Raw genomic sequence first — 18,101 nt, 5'->3', positions numbered from 1 at the left:
ATTTATGTGGTTTACTTATTGAAAATACGTAAACTTATGAATATTACAATGAAACTGAACAGCCTAAAATTATGAATTGCTTTCTTAATTTATATTCATTTTGAATATACAAATAAACAGTATTTTTAGACTGATTAAATTTTTCGATAAGGCTTTGCAGATGAGTTGGATTTTGTTTAAATCGCAGACTAAATGAAATTTGAGAAGTTGTATGTTTATTAAAGGCATTAAGCGTAATTATTTAAGAGTGCTTGAAGATGAAAGTATTGCCGATGAAGACAAAATTGATGCTTTACTGATGAAACTTGGTGGTGAATTTTTAGTCAGCAAAGAAGACCGTGTTTATATTTTTCAAAAGGGTGAAGTCACTGCAAAGTTTGATGCCAAACATGCCCGTGCATACCAATTTAAAGCCTATTTATGCAAAGATATGAATAAGTTATTTCATGGATTTTGATGGGAATATTTTTAAATATTCTGATTGAATATTTTGCTTAAAAATATAGATTTAATCGATATAGCTTTGCATAGATTGTTTGAGTATTTCGATTAAATCTTCATCCATATACTGATAATCATCAGGAATATCTAAAACAATAATTTTCTTATGTAATAGTTCTCTAGGAAATTTTTCTTTAATTCATACTTTATGTTTTTGTTCCATGACACAGATATAATTTGCCCAAGCAATATCTTTAACGGTTAAGCAATGTTTTGCATGACGACTCGTTCCTGCAGAACGAGTATGAATACCATAACCCACTGCAAAAATACGCTCTGCTGTTGGACTTCACCATTGATTACGGCTACAAATAAAAAGATAGTTAATGAGGATTTCTCACAATTTATTGTTTGTGGATGATTGTTTTTAAATATATTCTTTAAAATATATTTCAGCCAAAAGTATTTCATTTATATCACATCAAAAAGCTATTTTTTGTAAGATAAGATGAGTCGGGACGGATTTAAAAATGATAAAAATACTGTCGATTTTATGCATAGGTTTAATTTGCTCAACAGCAAGTTTAGCAGAGCAACCTAAGCTTATTCCGCATCCAATAAAATTAAAAAATGGAAAGTATTTTTCTTTAAATCTTCCAATAAACTACGACATCATTCCTGCGGCAGAAGGCTTAAAACGAGTACGTTTTTTTGCTAAAGCACCCGATGGTAGGATGTTTGTCACAGATATGTACGATTTGTCTGATAATAAAAAAGGCACTGTTTATATTTTAGATGAGTGGAATGCTGCAACAGGGAAATTTGGTAAAGTTATTTCCTATATGACAGGTTTAAAAAATCCCAATTCTGTGCAGTTTTATACAGATACCAATGGACAGGACTGGTTATATATTGCAGAAACGCATCAACTCACCCGAAGAAAATTTAACAAAGGTGAAATAAAACCAACAAGTACGGCGGAGATACTAGCGACTTTTCCTGATTATGGACTTAGTTATAAATATGGCGGTTGGCATCTGACACGAACCATCGCAGTCGGTGGTAATGGTAAAATTTATGTTTCAGTTGGATCTAGTTGCAATGCTTGTGTAGAGAAAGAAAAAGTTCGGGCAAGCGTTTTAGAAATGAACCCTGATGGTTCAGAACAAAAGATATATGCTTCAGGTTTACGCAATGTCGTGGGCTTGAAATGGGTCGGTAAATTTTTATTTGCCACCAATCAAGGGGCAGACCATTTAGGGAAAAATAAACCTGATGAAACCTTTTATGCGCTGAAACGTGATGCGGATTATGGTTGGCCGTCATGTTATTCGTCGAATGGTAAAATTTTTGCAGACCCAAAATTCAAACGTGCCTCAGGCTGTAAAAATATACCATCGCCTTATGCTTATTTTCCATCACATTCGTCAGCACTTGGTTTTGATTATTTTGATGATCCGAATACAGATGACACAATCAAAAATGCTTTTTTAGTCGCTTTGCATGGTTCAACTGACGAATCGATCGGGCATGGATATAAAATTGCCATTATGCGCAAAGGGCAAAAACTTGAAACCTTCATGGATGGATTTTTAGTGGGTAAAACAGTGAATGGGCGACCAGCAGATATTTTTCGGATTGATGCAAATTCCTTTTACTTTTCAGATGATCGGGGTGGTGTGGTTTATTATGTGAGGCTAAAATAAGAGGCTAAATTTTATAATTTTTTTTGATTTATATTCAAGAAAATTTACTTTTATAAGGCTTTTAAATTTAAAGGATTTTATATGAGGAAAAATTATTTCTTATAAGTGGAAATATATATGCAGAGTCAGATATTGATAAAGGTCTTGGTTATACATTACCGATTACAGTAAATGATCAATTGACTTATGAATATATTGATCATTTTTTACATGTGGTGATGTCTAAAAATTATTTAGCGTTAATGGATTCAATTAAAAAACAAAGGTGTTTAAAGTTTAGATATTTTAAATAATCCTTGTAATTTTGAAGGGGTAGTTTATAGCAAACTTGACTTTATGAATTTAAATAAAAATTTTACTAATCAAACTATTTTCAATATTGAATTGCATCATTTAGACTTATCTCTTAAGGAAGCTTAAAAAATAACATTTAGGCAATGTCAAAAATTATTGCTACCTTTGAAAAGCCAGAAGATACGGGTGGAAAGAGAAGATCTGTAGCCGTTTTAAAGAGTAGCGAGCAATAATTGATTTTCTTATCCTTTTTTTATAAAGAAGCCCCTAAACTTAGAGGCTAATGTATCACAACAATATAAAGTTTAAAGACTTACTGTGGTCTAGCCACATCACCACTCAAATACTCAGGTAAGTTTAAAACAGTGATTTCTAACTCTGCCAAAGCATCAGGACGAGCAACCACAAGTGCAATAAAACCACCCTCAAAAGCAGCACTATTCACCACTTGAATACCTTTGTGAAGCTGGTCACCCAAAGCAGGCACATCACCTGAACCCTGAATCACATGCAACCATGCTTTAGGCTTCGCTTTAAACCATAAACGTGCAATAACTTCCTGACCCAAATAACAACCTTTGTCATATTGAATCCCTTCACGTTGATGCAAACGGAGCTCTTGAGGTTGAAACAAACCTTGCGTGATTTGAGTGATAAAAGCTTGCCCATTTTGAATGGCAGAGACTTCCCAAGCAGTAATATCAGTCGTTTCTGCTGAAAAAGTAGTCGTATCGTCAATTAGTGTTGGAAAAACTGAACCCACGAGTTCTAGTTTCATTTTAGCGAAAGCACCATACTTTTTAATGTGCTTAGAAAACTCATCTGCTTGGTCGGCAGTTGTGACAATTTCGAAGTGTTCAGGATTGACCTTTTTTAGCCACAAACCGAAGTGGATACGACCTTTCAGATCACAAATAGCGGTATAACGCGTGACATTTTCAGCCAATGCTTCTGTATTTAAAGTGACCTGTCCTTGTAGAAATTTTTGTGCATCCACACCAATTAAAGTGAATGAAGAGAAAGCCAATTCGCTCATGAAATACTCACTTATCTAAAATCTAATACTAAAGAATGAATTCTATTTTCCGCTATTTTTCAGAAAAAAGCACATTTAGTGTAAATATTCCAATCAAGTTGTTACTAAATATTTCTAAACACCCTGTTTTTATATATAACTATATGAAAAATAAACGATTTGGGAAATGGCTTTTCGACAGTGTAGTATTCAGCCATTAGACATGCTGTACATAATGATGCAAGAGGCACAAAGTAATGAATAACAACTACCGTAAATCTCTGACAGGTACCCAGCTCGAATACTTCGATGTGCGTCAAGCCGTAGAAGACATCCAGCAAGGCGCATACGCAAAATTTCCATACACATCAAAAGTATTGGCTGAACAATTGGTTCGTAAATGCGACCCAGCCATTATTGAACAATCTTTAAAAGAACTGATTAACCGTAAACAAGACCATGATTTCCCTTGGTATCCTGCACGTGTAGTGTGTCATGACATTCTTGGTCAAACTGCACTTGTTGACCTTGCAGGCTTGCGTGATGCAATTGCAGAACAGGGCGGTGATCCGTCTAAAGTCAATCCAGTTGTGCCAACACAGCTTATTGTTGACCATTCTCTTGCTGTAGAGTTTGGTGGTTTTGACCCAGATGCTTTCGAGAAAAACCGTGCGATTGAAGACCGACGTAACGAAGATCGTTTTCACTTCATTGAGTGGACTAAAACAGCTTTTGAAAATGTCGATGTAATCCCTGCGGGCAACGGCATCATGCACCAAATCAACTTGGAGAAAATGTCTCCAGTAATTCAAAATCGTGATGGTTTAGCATTCCCAGATACTTGTGTAGGTACAGACTCACACACTCCACATACAGATGCACTTGGCGTGATCTCAATTGGTGTAGGTGGACTCGAAGCTGAAAATGTAATGCTCGGTCGTGCATCATGGATGCGTCTTCCAGATATCATCGGTGTAGAGTTTGTCGGTCAGCGTCAAGCAGGTATTACCGCAACAGATATCGTTTTGGCATTGACAGAGTTCTTACGCAAAGAACGTGTAGTTGGTGCATATTTAGAATTCTTCGGTGAAGGTGCAGACAGCATGTCAGTCGGTGATCGTGCAACGATTTCCAACATGACCCCTGAATATGGCGCAACAGCGGCTATGTTCTACATCGACCAAAACACCATTGATTATTTAACGCTTACAGGTCGTGAAGCGGATCAAGTTAAACTTGTTGAAAGCTATGCTAAAGAAATTGGTCTTTGGGCATCTGATATGACACAAGCGGAATATCCACGTGTATTACGTTTTGATTTATCGCAAGTAACTCGTAACATTGCAGGGCCGTCAAACCCACATGCGCGTGTGTCTACGGCTGACTTAAAAGCCAAAGGTATTGCAGGTAATTTAGAAGCGGCTCAAGCAGAAGAAGCAGCAGGCTTAATTCCTGATGGTGCGGTAATCATCGCAGCAATTACCTCGTGTACCAATACTTCAAACCCTCGTAATACAGTGGCAGCAGGCTTGCTTGCACGCAAAGCCAATGAACTTGGTTTAGTGCGTAAACCTTGGGTTAAATCATCTTTTGCACCAGGTTCTAAAGCAGCTGCTTTGTACCTTGAAGAAGCAGGTGTACTCACCGACTTAGAAAAACTCGGTTTTGGTATCGTGGGATATGCTTGTACCACTTGTAATGGTATGTCAGGCGCATTAGACCCTGTAATTCAAAAAGAAATTATCGATCGTGATGTGTACGCAACTGCAGTACTTTCAGGGAACCGTAACTTCGATGGTCGTATCCATCCTTATGCAAAACAAGCATTCTTAGCTTCACCTCCGCTTGTTGTTGCTTATGCGATAGCAGGAACAATTCGTTTTGACATCGAAACAGATTCTTTGGGCAATGATAAAGATGGTAATCCAATTTATTTAAAAGACATTTGGCCATCAGATGAAGAAATTGATGCACTTGTAAAAGTTGCGGTTAAGCCTGAACAATTTAAGAAAATTTACATTCCAATGTTTGATTTGGGCGTGAATGCTAAATCTGAAAGCCCGTTGTATAACTGGCGTCCGCAAAGTACCTATATTCGCCGTCCGCCGTATTGGGAAGGTGCTTTGGCAGCTCCACGTACTTTGGCAAATATGCGTCCACTTGCAATTTTGGGTGACAATATCACCACGGATCATTTGTCTCCATCAAATGCGATTGTGTTAGACAGTGCTTCAGGTGAATATTTGAAGAAAATGGGCGTACCTGAGGAGGATTTTAACTCTTACGCAACGCACCGTGGCGACCATTTGACTACACAACGTGCAACATTTGCTAACCCTAAACTGTTCAATGAAATGGTGGTTCGTGCTGATGGTACGATCAAGCAGGGTTCGAAAGCGCGAGTTGAACCTGAAGGCGAAGTGATGCGTATGTGGGAAGCGATTGAAACTTATATGAATCGTAAACAACCATTGATCATCATTGCAGGTAAAGACTATGGTCAGGGTTCAAGCCGTGACTGGGCTGCTAAAGGTGTTCGTCTTGCAGGTGTTGAAGTGATTGTTGCGGAAGGTTTTGAGCGTATTCACCGTACCAACCTTGTCGGTATGGGTGTGTTACCACTTGAGTTTAAAGCAGGCGTTGACCGTAAGACGTTAAAGCTTGATGGTACTGAGTTGTATAGCGTGATTGGAAATATTGCACCTCGTTCTGACTTAACTTTGGTGATTGAGCGTGCGACAGAAGATGGTAAGAGTGAAATTGTTGAAGTCGCTGTAACTTGCCGTCTGGATACTGAAGAAGAGGTGCATGTGTATGAAGCGGGTGGTGTGTTGCAGCGCTTTGCACAGGACTTTTTGGAAGGGAATGTGGCTTAAGTAAAAATAAGTCATTTTAATACTTGAAATAATTTTATAAAGCCATATTTCAAATATGGTTTTATTTTTTGGAAAATGGAAATGTCTCTTTTAAGGGAAATTCAAAACGATGCAGTAAACTCTAATGTTAAAGTTTCTGATTTATTAAGACGATGCAAAGTTTTAGCTTATCGATTGGGTAATGACGATTTTAAAACTTGGGTTGATTCAGAGCTTAATGGATATGAATTGTTGGATGATATTCCGTCTTATCGAATTTTCAATAATGTTACTTCAAAAGGACACTTTTCAGGTGCATTTGGATCAGGGCTAAGAAATGCTGATATTCCATCAAATTGCTTTCCTAAAGAATTTCGAAAAAATTTAACAACAGTTTCATTAACTGCGCCAATTGCTGAAATTGAATCACTTGTGATGGGTTCTTCTAAAAAGGGTAAATTATTACAGCAACCTTGGGATGCAAATTTTGTGGCTATGTTTAGCAATAAAGTTTATGAGCATATGGTATGTGTACAAGCCTGGAAAGTTATACCCTCTACGAAATTGGAGGGAATTGTTGATATCGTAAAAACCAAAATATTAAATTTTGTATTAGAAATAGAAGTTATTAATCCTGAAGCTGGCGAAGCAGAGTTGAATTCAAACCCAATTTCTCAAGAAAAAGTGAGTCAAATTTTTAATATTAATATTTCAGGAAATGTTGGTAATTTAGCTTCAGGGAATAGCCACAGTACTATTCAGCAATCTAACAATACTGAAATTCCAAAAGAGTTCATGGAATTAATTGCGAAGATTCAGGATGTAAATGAAGAAGATAACGAGGATTTACAAGAACTAGAAGATAGAATAGAGGAGCTCGGTAGAAATGTTGGTACTAAAAATTATAAGGAAAAGTATTTGGAGCTTATGGGTTTTTTATCAGACCATACAACAGTAGTAAGTGGTTTGGTTATGCCTTTTTTACCATATTTAAGTTCATTTTTGGTGACTTAAGTTTTAATCATAAAGGAGGGTTTGATTGATTTATATTCTAAAAATACCTATCATAAGATATATATCAAGACTATTGGGGTAGGTGATGACTACAGCAAAAGTTTTTATGACAGGTCGTAGCCAAGCTATTCGTTTACCGAAAGAATTTCGCTTTGAAGGAAAAGAAGTCGAAATCTTTCGTCGTGGTGAGGAAGTGATACTGCGTGAAAAACCTGTGACAGCAGACTATTTATTCAAAGTATTGGCACAGATGCCTGAGGACTTCTATGTAGAAGAAAGGGTGGATGAACCACCGCAAGAACGAGAAGAATTCTAATGCCGACACAATACTTATTGGATACTAATATTTGTATCTATATCACTAAGCATCAACCTGAAATTGTCCGCCAGCATTTTGAAAAGCATTTGCCAAATCGTAACATTTTAATGTCAGTGATTACTTTAGGAGAGTTACGTTTTGGTGCTGAAAAAAGTCAAAACAAAGAAAAAGCTTTAAAAGTCATAGATGAATTAAGCGCAATCATTCCTGTTGTTGAACTGGATGAAACAGTTGCTGAACATTATGCACAAATACGAAAAGACTTAACTTTAAAAGGTCAGATTATAGGTAACAATGATTTATGGCTTGCAGCACATGCGAGAGCAAATGATTGGGTCATGGTGACCAATACTGAAAAAGAATTTTTACGAGTCGATCAATTAAAAATAGAAAATTGGGTAACAAAAGCGATTTAGAGATTTAATGAAAGTTGGTCTATATTTGTTTGCAGATAAGAACTTTCAATAAAATATAAGCTGAGAAACTCATGCCAAAAAAATCCCCTGAACAAAAAGCCGAAGAAAAACATCGCTATATTGTAGCAAGTGGTGCAGCCAATACAGCAAACTTGAACCATTCCTAACAGATCCGAATCAAGCGATTCGAGTCATGGTAGCTATGAACCCTGATGCAGATGCTGAAATACTTGACCGCTTTGCAAACGACAAATTTTGGGGAGTACGCATAGAAGTGGTGGGTCATCCCAATGTCAGCTAAGAAACATTACGCCGATTACTCGAAGCTAGAGTGAGTAAGCGAGGTGTCGTCCATCACGCAGCACATACAAAGCTACTCGAACGAGGCGTTAAGTTTGGTGAATATGGAATGCCACTTGATATGAGAAAATAAAAGAAACGCTTAAATAGAAATTTCGATTCATTTCTTAAACATTAACGAAGAAAACATAGCAAACTCTAAAACCACATCACAAAATCTAGATAAATTCCCAAAAATTACAGTTTTTATATTTATTGTAAAAATGACACCATTTTTATTTAAAATAACCAATAGACAAACCTCAAAAATTGATTATACTTTATTCACCATTTCTAAAAACCTATGGAGAACAAAAATGGTTACTGCTGGCGAACAACCCGGAACAGGCTTCTATTTTTGTGTCCAATGCGGACATCGCGCTTACTTAGAAATTGGTACAGACCGTTTACCCCCGTGTACCAAATGCCTTGGCAATCAATTCAACAATAAGAATGCCTAAGCAGCACAAATAAAACAGTTACTCACTGTTTAAAAAAAGCCCTATTACTCAATAGGGCTTTTTGCTACCTTATTTAATAATTTATAAAAATAAAGGTAGATGCACAATGATTGAAACAATACTCAGCCTATGCATAGGCATTGGATTAAGTGCAGCCTGTGGCTTTCGTGTCTTTGTTCCATTACTGGTGATGAGCGTTGCATCACTGACTGGATTATTTGAACCCATGAAAGGTTTTGAGTGGTTGGCAATGCCGTCAGTTTGTATCGGGCTTACAGTGGCGACCGTTTGTGAAATTGGGGCTTATTACATTCCGTGGGTAGATAACGCTTTAGACAGCATTTCTACACCTGCGGCGATGATTGCAGGTACACTGACCACGATGGCAGTGAGTACAGGAGAAATGTCACCCTTTGCAAGTTGGGCAGCAGCAATTATTGTTGGGGGTGGAACAGCATCAGCAGTACAACTTAGTACCGTTGCAGTCCGTGGCTTATCTACAGCAACGACAGGGGGTATTGCTAATCCATTGGTTTCTACAACTGAATGGATCAGTGCATTGCTGATCTCTGTCTTATCATTTTTTGTTCCTGTATTCGTAGTTATTGTTGGGATTATTCTGATGATTATTGGAATCCGTTGGATTCGTCGTAAAAAACAAGAAAATTTAAATCATTCAGCAGTATAAAGAAAATAATTGCTCATTTAGTTTGATTTTTATCCAAGATCAGTTTAGTTTTATAAAGACATACTTTTTGTATGGGATTATTTTAAATTGAACTTTAAAGTATTGGGGAGAGTGCTATGATCAAATTTATTATCAATGAAAATCCCTCAGCCAATGGGGTCTATCAAATACATAATGCAACACAGGGTTGTGAACACTTGCCTAATTTGAGCCAACAAATTCTGATTGGGTATTTCGCAAATATTGAGCTTGCTTTGAAAAGAGCCAAAATGAATTGGTCGAAAGAAAAAATTCAGGCCTGTACAGCTTGTTGTACAGAGCAATGATGTTGATTTTTTAGCGTCATCAATTTAATTTTAAATGTTGTTAAACTCAGCTTTTAGGCTGAGTTTTTTATATTTCTAAATATGTTTATATCAAAAATGATGAAATGAAAGATATATATTGAGGTGCATAATTTTTTTTAAATTTCTATGTGCTTCAATATAAAAAGATTTATAAAAAAGTATGATTGATATTTCACCTAATACTAAAGGCGTATAAAAAATACGTGTATATTTGTGAATTTAAACACTAAAAATTGATTAAATTTTAATAAAATCACGTATTAGGCTGTTTTTAAACAATAAGATAAGTGTTATTAATAAACAACAATACTTAAAACACATGGATTAGTGAAAGCATGAAAAATTTTGAAGTTGAAATTACTTTATCTGAAGGAAATGGGGCGGAGCAAACGGAAAGCTTTGAATCACAAGATATAAATTTAATATTACGTAAGTTTTTTAATATCAATTGGCGTCGTCAATTATTGAAACAATTACAACAGATGGAAAGTGAAAGTACTTTTAGCGTAATGAACGTTGAGACTGAACAATATATAAGTATAACGTTAAACGCACATAGTACCCAGACTGAACCACAGTTTCATATTGACAGTAATATTGAGTTTAGCGTGGTGAGTAAGGAGTTATTAGGGTTGCTCAAACGAACCAAAAATTATACGGTAATTTATAAAAATTTAAATCAAAGCCAAGTTGTTGAACAACTTTCAGTTTTTTTAGATGGGCATGTTGATTCAATGATTGAGCATTACAAACAATTACTTCATAAAAAGTCACTGCAAGAATATCGCATCGCTTAATTTGAAAACAGTACAAGATACTCAGCTTAAATGAGGAGTATCCTGTACTGGGTTTATTCAATTTGAATAAATCATTTGAGTAGTGATTTGGAAAAAAAGCAGTGCTTTTTAACTTTAAAATGATAAAAAAAGCAGTAAAAATATTTTTTTTGGGAAATTATTTTTATTTTATAGTAAACAATGAAAAATATTCCTAAAAATATTGGAAATGAGTAAATCTTCGGAAATTAATTCCGTATAGCTTTAACTATTATAGCTTTCAAGGGTGTGATGGGATCGAAAAGAGTAGCATGCTGTGAGCGGCGCAAAACGCGAGTGCAGTACAAACCCACAAGGTCTCAATTCGGCTTAGGACGCTATAGATCAAAAGTTTATAGGCTAGAAGGTCATTTCTTACCAAGAGTGATAGTTGAAGTAAAACATCAGATTTTCCCTCACCCCTTAAAAATTTTGCTTCATCAGTAATTCTGCGTCATCATCATCTTCATCAAAAATTCCAAGTATCATTTCACTTCAAACTTGAAGCACATTTTATAGATAGCTCCCGTCTTAGTTTTGCGGCTCAGCATGTAAAATATCATTCAATTTTGTCATGTATATATAGCAATACATTCTTCATGAATTTGTAAATAAAAACACTTTAAGTTAATTAAAATAAATTCAAAGTATTTGAGTTGGTTTTAACTGTTTTAATGAAAACATGTATATGAGTCTATGTTTTTGATTTGAAGAATGAAAAGTATCGCAAAAAATATTTTTGTTCCGTAAAAATGGATTAAGCATAGGCAGATCATGATTTCTTAGACTAAATGTGATAACACTCTTGGAAAGTCTGTATATTCAACGATTAAGAATAGATAATCATCGAAAATCCCGTAGGCAAAAGGGAAAATACTCCTGCTAGTATCTCATTGCTAGGGTATAGGAATAAATAATAATGAAAAACTTTGAAGTAGAAATACATTTTCCGGGTCGAAAAAATGTATTAGATTCTGAAGTATCTCCTGACAATACAACCCAGGAAGTATTGGCAAAATTTGACTCACTCAATTGGCGTGGTTTACGTATTTTACAGTTGCAAATGGACGGTTCAAATTCTACATTTTTTGTGAAAAACCAAGAAACTGGAGAATATTTAAACATTACACTTAATGCATTTTCAGTCGGTGATGCGCTTGAGTTTCGTTTAGAGAGCAATATTCCAATGATGGTTCCATTTAAAGATTTATTTGGTCTAATTACTCGTCAATCTAAATCTGTACTTGGTTATAAAAGTATTGGCTTTGAACAATTGACTCACTACTTAACTGCATTTGTCTGTGGTGAGCGTGATCAGATGAGAGAATATTATATGCAGTTACTTCAAGATAAAGCAGCGCAAGGTCGTATGGTCGCCGCTTAAATAGGTTGATCGAACAGGGATTGAAGTCTTGGGGAGCTTGCCTTGTTCGATCGAAATTTGCTTCAAGCGCAAGAACACTTCGGTGTTCTTTTTTTTATAAAATTTAAAAGTACAAAATGTCCATTTAGTACAATATTTGTATGATAAATTTCTGAATAAATATAGTTTATATGTAGTAAAACTTCTTTATTTAAATTAATTCAGGAAAAAATACTTTAAAGATGTCTAATTGCGGAAAATAATCCTAAATCAGTTTGAAATCAACTGGTCTTAGGGAAATAATTCCGACGCCTTTTGGCTACTATAGATTTCAAGGGTGTGATGGGATCGAAAAGAGTAGCATGCTGTGAGTTACGTATAACCTGAGTGCAGTACATACCCAAAAGGTCTCGATTCGGCTTAGGACGCTATAGATCACAAGTTTATAGGCTAAAGCTAGTCGCTTACAAAGCGATCGTTGTTGAAGTAAATTAAATTTTCCCAAATGCCCCAAGAATTTTTTATCTGTCTTATCTGTAGATTGTATGGCTTATTTTAACATTCACAATATAAAATGACCCAAACCAACCATTACAATAATCTTTATATCCAGTATCAATTTTTCCTTAGTTGTTTTGTACTATGTTTCATATTTATTGACATATTTTACGGTTTGCCTTAAGACTATTTTTTCATGAGCTTTAGTATTTAAAAGCGTATATTCAACCCATCATTGAATTTATCTAATCATGACAGTTAATCTTAAAAATTGTGAAAATTCAGTGATTCAGGTTATCCTAGAAGCGGTCTAAGCCGAACGGTATTACATGAAAACTTTAGATTATTTACTAACGACTCATGTCTATTTTCGTCGTATTTTTATTCTTATTAGCTTACTGTTGATAGGATGGCTCGACCTTGCAACAGGGTTTGAATATTCTATTACGGTATTTTATTTAATCCCCGTTTCTATTGCCGCTTGGTATGAGCCAACACGCATTGCATTGAGCGCAGTGATCTTGTCAGGTTTAATTTGGTTATATAGCGATTTTCATACAGGGCATATTTATAGTAGTCCAATCATTCCCTATTGGAATGCAGGCGTACGGGTAATTTCATTTGCGATTGTGGCAATTTTACTGATTCGAGTAAAAACAGTGCTTGCCGAAATGACGTGTATGGCAATGAAAGATTCATTAACGGGCTTAAATAACTTCCGTTCATTTGAGATTCAGTATGAAATTGCCTATCGTCAACGTAGTAAAGAACAGCAGTCAGCCATTTGTGTCATTGATCTTGATGGTTTTAAGCAAGTCAATGATCGACTTGGGCATAGTCAGGGTGATGAGGTGCTTATTCGCTTTGCTCGCGTATTACAAAAATCAGTGTCTTCTGCAGATATTGTAGCGCGTATGGGCGGAGATGAGTTTGTAGTATTATTGAATGATACTAATCAGCAAGCGGTTGATACTTATGAAGGGCATCTTCGTCAATTATTTTCTAGAACGGAAATGAAGCGAGATTTTGGTGTCGATTTTAGTATGGGGATCAGCCTGTTTTATGAGTTACCTCATAAACCTGATGACGCAAAACATCATGCTGATGGCTTAATGTATCAGTCTAAAGATCTAGGTAAGGCGACAACAACCGTAAAATCAGTTGAAGTATAAAAAACCAGAATGTTTTAACACCCAAATACAAAATAATGGCACTACAAAGAGTAGCGAATATGATCAGGACTATTTAAAATCTGCTTTGAAATATTTTGAACCCGCCCTTATGCCTTTGAACACCCATTTTGTTTATGCTCCGCCACAGCAAGCCCTTGTTATTTTGTATGAAGATGATGATTTGGTGATTATTGATAAACCTGCGGGGCTGTTGTCTGTACCAGGGCGTTTGCCTGAGCATCATGACAGTGCTTACTTACGAGTAGTTGAGCAATTTCCTTTAGCTAAAATTACCCATCGTTTAGATATGGCGACTTCAGGTATTTTAATGTTTGCGAAACACCGTGATGCGGAAGTTGCGGTGAGCAAAATGTTTCAGGCAAGAACCGTCAAGAAAAATTATGTTGCTTTGGTTCAGGGTAAACTCGAAAAACAGGGTCAAGTCGATGTTCCACTCATTACTGATTGGGAAAATCGTCCACGTCAAATGGTGCATTATGAACTCGGGAAGTCCGCACAGACGTTATATGAACGTGTTGAATATTATGAAAATCAGGATATTAGCAGAGTGTTGTTGACTCCAATTACAGGACGTTCACATCAACTTCGTGTTCACATGATGCATATTGGGCATCCAATTACAGGTGATGAAATTTATCATCCTGAGCCAATAAAAAGTCCTTTAGGGCGTATGGCTTTACATGCGTGTTTACTTGAATTTAAGCAACCGTTGAGTGGCATTGACTTAAAAATTCAGGGAAGTGTTCCGTTTTAATAATATCCTTTGTTGCAAAATTGAAAGTGAACGCTAATTTATCGCCTGAAGTGAGATTTAATCTGCAAAATGCAATAATTTTGCGCTAATCTAGAATCAATAATCACCGTCTTTCTGTAAAAGGATAATCTCATGACCCGCAATTACGAACTCTACCCAGATGATGACAATGGCAACGTACTGTGGCAAATGCATACAGATGGTGATGACCTGACTGAACCACATGAAATTGAATATTCAATTGCATTTAAAAGTGAGGAACAAGCGGATCAGTGTGCATTGTATTTGCTAAAAGAAGAACAAAAAATCAGTTTATTTGAAGATACCGAAGGCGAAAGTTCAGAGTGGATTATCACGATTTACGTCTATATGGAACCTGAGCATTCAGATATTGTCGATTTAGAAGAATGGTTTACTAAAATTGCAGAACAGCATGGTGGTGAATACGATGGCTGGGGGTGCATGGCGTATGTTTACGATGATGAAGACGAAGAAGATGAAGCTTAAACATATTTAAGCCAATCGTTTTAAATGAAAATTAAAAAGAGATGTTGAACATCTCTTTTTTTATGGGCTTTTATTGGTTTAAAGCCCGCTGTAATATAAATTTTACATGTAAATGGATAAGCTTAATTCGACAGGTAAAGTCGAGGAACAATACATGAACATTAAACAAAAAAGAATTTATGATGAAATATTAGTAACTGATGGCAAAAGAATTTTGTTAGATCGACTTTGGCCTAGAGGAATTAAAAAAGAAGTAGCTCAGATCGATTTATGGCCAAAAGGATTAAGCCCATCCAATGAATTACGAAAATGGTATCATGAAGCGCCAGAACAGCGTTGGGATGTATTTCAGCAGCGTTATTTGGAGGAGTTGGCAGAGCAAAGTCAGGATCTTGATGAATTGTGGAATTTTATGACGAGAGAGAAAACAGTAACTTTTCTGACAGCATCTAAAAATACCATGCAAAATCATTTAACAGTGATAGTGAATTTATTCAAGCAAAGAGAAAACTGAGCGGTATTTTTATTGCCTTACAATAAATATGTGATTTAAATTTTTGAAAATTATAAAAATGTTATAATTAGTTTTTGCCTTTTTAATTTTTGAGGTGGCTTATGTCTTTGCCTAATTGTCCAAAATGTCAGTCTGAATATACCTATGAAGATGCAGGTGTACTGATTTGCCCCGAATGTACTTATGAATGGAAAGAAGGTGAGGTACTTGCAGGTGATGAGATCAGCATCATTAAAGATGCATTTGGTAATGTCCTTGCAGATGGTGATGCAGTCACTGTGGTTAAAGATTTGAAATTGAAAGGTTCATCATCAGTTGTTCGCCAAGGAACGAAAGTCAAAAATATTCGTTTAGTTCCTGATGCAACAGATGGTCATGATCTTGATTGTAAAGTTGATGGGATTGGAAGCATTAAACTGAAATCAGAATATGTTAAAAAAGCTTAATTGCTAAAGATGATAATTCATTAAGATGTCAGAAATAAGGTAACAAATTTCAACTGGATTTGTTGCCCTAAAATGCTTACAAATAATTGAAAATAAAATTGAATCACAGAAGAATAAAAATGTCTGAATATTTATCAAAATCAGCACACCCAAGTGTAAAGCAGCAGTCGGCAATTCATTCGAAACGGCTTTTACAACTCTTTTTCCAACCAAAGCGTTATTTTCAAGATTTACCCCATCTAGATCGGAGCAAAGTTTATTTGCTTGCCTATTTACTTGGTATCTTTGTGGTTATGGACCGTATTGATACTCAAATGATTAAAGCTGAATTAAATTCTAGCTCTAATATCCTTGATTTTACTGTAAATAATTGGATCAATTATTGGGGATTTGTATTAACGGTTGGTTTGTTCGGTGGTTTTATTGCATGGCATTTATATGGATGGTGGTATGAATTTCGCTTAAAAAGAAGTGGGGTATCATCCCCCGATCTTACCTTGGCAAAACAGGTGAATGTCTTACAGTGGATGAGTGCAGTTGTTCCGATTATTGCTGTTACCATTATTCAAACTTTACTGTATCAAAACTATAACGAGGCATATTATGCAGATGAAATCTGGAGTGTAATTATTGTTCTGGTTACTTTAATTTACTCTTGCTTGGTGAGTTTTATTGCAGCTAAAACTGTATTTCAAGTCAATCGTTGGGGCATTTTTTGGTTTTTGATTTTACCTTTATTGTTTTATTCAACAGTGATTTTTGCTGTTGCCATGATGTTTATAGCAGAGTGAAGATTTTTGAATTATTTATATAATAAATATCAATAAGATGTTTATTTTTTCAGATATTAGCAAAGTCCTTCATTTAAAGTTGTAATTGAGTTGTTAAAAGCAGTTGTGAAAATACAGTAAAGTCATTTATATTTTAGTGCACGCGCATATTTTTATGCAGATAAAGCACGATTTCGAAACAATAAATGTAAAAATAACTAGAGGAAAATCAATATGTCAGGATGGTATGAAATTAGTCAGGCAAAAGATGATCAATATCGTTTTGTATTAAAAGCAGGTAATGGCGAAGTGATTTTGACGAGCGAACTTTATAAAGCCAAAGCTTCTGCACAAAATGGGATCGAGTCTGTTCAAAAAAATAGTCCTGAAGATGGGCGTTATGAGCGACTTGAAGCTAAAAATGGTAAACCATACTTTAATTTAAAAGCAGCAAACCATCAGATTATTGGTACAAGTCAGTTCTATTCGAGTGAAGCTGCACGTGATAATGGCATTGAGTCAGTCAAGAAAAATGGTTCATCTGATAAAATTAAAGATCTGACGATAGAGGCTTGATACTCAAGACTTAAATTAAAGATTAAGCCAAGTTTTATCGGATTTATTACAAAAGAGCATGTAAATACATGCTCTTTTCATTTTGTTATAATTTAGTAGATTGTTATTGGATTGTTTAGAATTTCAGTATGGAATGTTCATTTTTTTAAACGCAATTTAAAAATTTCAAAAAATAACAAAAAAATATAAAATCAATTAACAAAATATTATTAAAAATGTTAAATTCATCACGTTAAATAAAAATAATGTTGAGGAATTCCTCTATGAATGTAGGTCATATTGAAATTGTTGGTAATCATATTGTTGCAGAAGAAGTTCTACAAGTCATTCAGGCTTGGGATCAGGCATTATTGGGTCAACACGTTGATGATTTAATGCAACAGTGCGCTACCGATATCAGTATGTTTGATGTCAGCTCTCAGCTTGATGGTGTAAGACAATACAAAAAAGAATGGGAAAAATTTAGTCCTTATTTTAATGAAGAAATGAAAATCTCTCGCCGAGAAGTTCGTTTGTATGCAGCAGATGATTTGGTGGTGATGCATTGCCATTCTAAAGTTGAAAATCCAATTTTGAAAGGCAAATTAGATATGCCTTGGTGTCGTACAACGCTATGTTTACAGAAAAAAGATGATGCTTGGCTTGTTGTACATCAACATATTTCGATGCCTGTTGATCTGCTAACAGGTCAAGCGATTGTACTTAAAAATAAGCCCAAACTCAGATTAGTGGTTTAAATTATTTTAAGATAGAAAATTTGATCAGGAAAT

At 35.4% G+C, this 18,101-nt stretch carries 20 protein-coding genes and 1 pseudogene; 19 read left to right on the top strand and 2 right to left on the bottom strand.

Features of this window, described 5'->3' with window-relative positions; translation table 11 throughout:
- The first annotated feature begins 211 nt into the window (after nucleotides 1-211).
- Complete coding sequence (locus FW754_RS13095) at nucleotides 212-457, top strand: hypothetical protein (protein ID WP_446324880.1); 246 nt, start codon at nucleotides 212-214, stop codon at nucleotides 455-457.
- Between the two features lie 51 nt (nucleotides 458-508).
- On the opposite strand, the pseudogene FW754_RS13090 reads toward FW754_RS13095, so the two are convergent.
- A pseudogene (locus FW754_RS13090) lies at nucleotides 509-772 on the bottom strand (protein tyrosine phosphatase).
- A gap of 199 nt (nucleotides 773-971) precedes the next feature.
- On the opposite strand from FW754_RS13090, the gene FW754_RS13085 reads away from it, so the two are divergent.
- Nucleotides 972-2,147 (top strand): PQQ-dependent sugar dehydrogenase, encoded by a 1,176-nt coding sequence (locus FW754_RS13085; RefSeq protein ID WP_446324879.1) that lies wholly within the window; start codon nucleotides 972-974, stop codon nucleotides 2,145-2,147.
- A gap of 607 nt (nucleotides 2,148-2,754) precedes the next feature.
- Here the strand turns inward: FW754_RS13085 and ygfZ are convergent.
- The gene (gene ygfZ, locus FW754_RS13080) at nucleotides 2,755-3,477 is read right to left on the bottom strand and encodes a CAF17-like 4Fe-4S cluster assembly/insertion protein YgfZ (protein ID WP_446324878.1); all 723 of its coding nucleotides are present in this window, start codon (nucleotides 3,475-3,477) and stop codon (nucleotides 2,755-2,757) included.
- A 236-nt stretch (nucleotides 3,478-3,713) separates the two neighbouring features.
- On the opposite strand from ygfZ, the gene acnD reads away from it, so the two are divergent.
- From acnD to FW754_RS12995, 17 genes are all read left to right on the top strand, one after another.
- Nucleotides 3,714-6,332, top strand: coding sequence for a Fe/S-dependent 2-methylisocitrate dehydratase AcnD (gene acnD, locus FW754_RS13075; protein ID WP_446324877.1), 2,619 nt, complete (start codon nucleotides 3,714-3,716; stop codon nucleotides 6,330-6,332).
- An 81-nt stretch (nucleotides 6,333-6,413) separates the two neighbouring features.
- On the top strand, nucleotides 6,414-7,325 hold the full coding sequence (locus tag FW754_RS13070; RefSeq protein ID WP_446324876.1) for an AbiTii domain-containing protein: 912 nt from the start codon (nucleotides 6,414-6,416) through the stop codon (nucleotides 7,323-7,325).
- Nucleotides 7,326-7,410: 85 nt separating this feature from the next.
- Nucleotides 7,411-7,641: an antitoxin gene (locus tag FW754_RS13065; protein WP_446324875.1), complete on the top strand. Its 231-nt coding sequence runs from the start codon at nucleotides 7,411-7,413 to the stop codon at nucleotides 7,639-7,641.
- Nucleotides 7,641-8,060 (top strand): type II toxin-antitoxin system tRNA(fMet)-specific endonuclease VapC, encoded by a 420-nt coding sequence (gene vapC, locus FW754_RS13060; RefSeq protein WP_446324874.1) that lies wholly within the window; start codon nucleotides 7,641-7,643, stop codon nucleotides 8,058-8,060. Before FW754_RS13065 ends, vapC begins: the two co-directional genes overlap by 1 nt.
- A gap of 446 nt (nucleotides 8,061-8,506) precedes the next feature.
- Nucleotides 8,507-8,860, top strand: a complete 354-nt coding sequence (locus FW754_RS13055; RefSeq protein ID WP_446324902.1) for a zinc ribbon-containing protein — start codon at nucleotides 8,507-8,509, stop codon at nucleotides 8,858-8,860.
- Between the two features lie 109 nt (nucleotides 8,861-8,969).
- Nucleotides 8,970-9,548 carry a DUF4126 domain-containing protein gene (locus tag FW754_RS13050; protein ID WP_446324901.1) on the top strand — a complete coding sequence of 193 codons (579 nt, stop codon included), beginning with the start codon at nucleotides 8,970-8,972 and terminating at the stop codon, nucleotides 9,546-9,548.
- 116 nt (nucleotides 9,549-9,664) lie between these two features.
- Entirely contained in the window at nucleotides 9,665-9,874 is a 210-nt protein-coding gene (locus FW754_RS13045; protein ID WP_446324873.1) for a hypothetical protein, read from the top strand.
- A gap of 356 nt (nucleotides 9,875-10,230) precedes the next feature.
- Nucleotides 10,231-10,692, top strand: a complete 462-nt coding sequence (locus FW754_RS13040; protein ID WP_446324872.1) for a hypothetical protein — start codon at nucleotides 10,231-10,233, stop codon at nucleotides 10,690-10,692.
- A gap of 937 nt (nucleotides 10,693-11,629) precedes the next feature.
- Nucleotides 11,630-12,094, top strand: a complete 465-nt coding sequence (locus FW754_RS13035; protein WP_409510879.1) for a hypothetical protein — start codon at nucleotides 11,630-11,632, stop codon at nucleotides 12,092-12,094.
- Between the two features lie 806 nt (nucleotides 12,095-12,900).
- The gene (locus FW754_RS13030; RefSeq protein WP_446324871.1) at nucleotides 12,901-13,743 is read left to right on the top strand and encodes a GGDEF domain-containing protein; all 843 of its coding nucleotides are present in this window, start codon (nucleotides 12,901-12,903) and stop codon (nucleotides 13,741-13,743) included.
- Between the two features lie 109 nt (nucleotides 13,744-13,852).
- Nucleotides 13,853-14,518, top strand: coding sequence for a pseudouridine synthase (locus tag FW754_RS13025; protein ID WP_409510881.1), 666 nt, complete (start codon nucleotides 13,853-13,855; stop codon nucleotides 14,516-14,518).
- A 132-nt stretch (nucleotides 14,519-14,650) separates the two neighbouring features.
- Nucleotides 14,651-15,025, top strand: coding sequence for a ribonuclease E inhibitor RraB (locus FW754_RS13020; protein ID WP_409510882.1), 375 nt, complete (start codon nucleotides 14,651-14,653; stop codon nucleotides 15,023-15,025).
- A gap of 154 nt (nucleotides 15,026-15,179) precedes the next feature.
- Nucleotides 15,180-15,539, top strand: a complete 360-nt coding sequence (locus tag FW754_RS13015) for a DUF488 domain-containing protein (protein ID WP_419346414.1) — start codon at nucleotides 15,180-15,182, stop codon at nucleotides 15,537-15,539.
- Between the two features lie 101 nt (nucleotides 15,540-15,640).
- Nucleotides 15,641-15,985: a zinc ribbon domain-containing protein YjdM gene (locus tag FW754_RS13010; protein ID WP_409510884.1), complete on the top strand. Its 345-nt coding sequence runs from the start codon at nucleotides 15,641-15,643 to the stop codon at nucleotides 15,983-15,985.
- Nucleotides 15,986-16,104: 119 nt separating this feature from the next.
- Nucleotides 16,105-16,776, top strand: a complete 672-nt coding sequence (locus tag FW754_RS13005) for a hypothetical protein (protein WP_446324870.1) — start codon at nucleotides 16,105-16,107, stop codon at nucleotides 16,774-16,776.
- A gap of 213 nt (nucleotides 16,777-16,989) precedes the next feature.
- The gene (locus FW754_RS13000; RefSeq protein WP_409510886.1) at nucleotides 16,990-17,331 is read left to right on the top strand and encodes a YegP family protein; all 342 of its coding nucleotides are present in this window, start codon (nucleotides 16,990-16,992) and stop codon (nucleotides 17,329-17,331) included.
- Between the two features lie 263 nt (nucleotides 17,332-17,594).
- Entirely contained in the window at nucleotides 17,595-18,068 is a 474-nt protein-coding gene (locus FW754_RS12995; RefSeq protein ID WP_409510887.1) for a YybH family protein, read from the top strand.
- Nucleotides 18,069-18,101: the final 33 nt, after the last annotated feature.

It is taken from the genome of Acinetobacter sp. 1207_04 (assembly GCF_052850415.1).
Note: the sequence above shows the minus strand (reverse complement) of the source record. Positions and strands in the feature narration are given on the sequence as shown.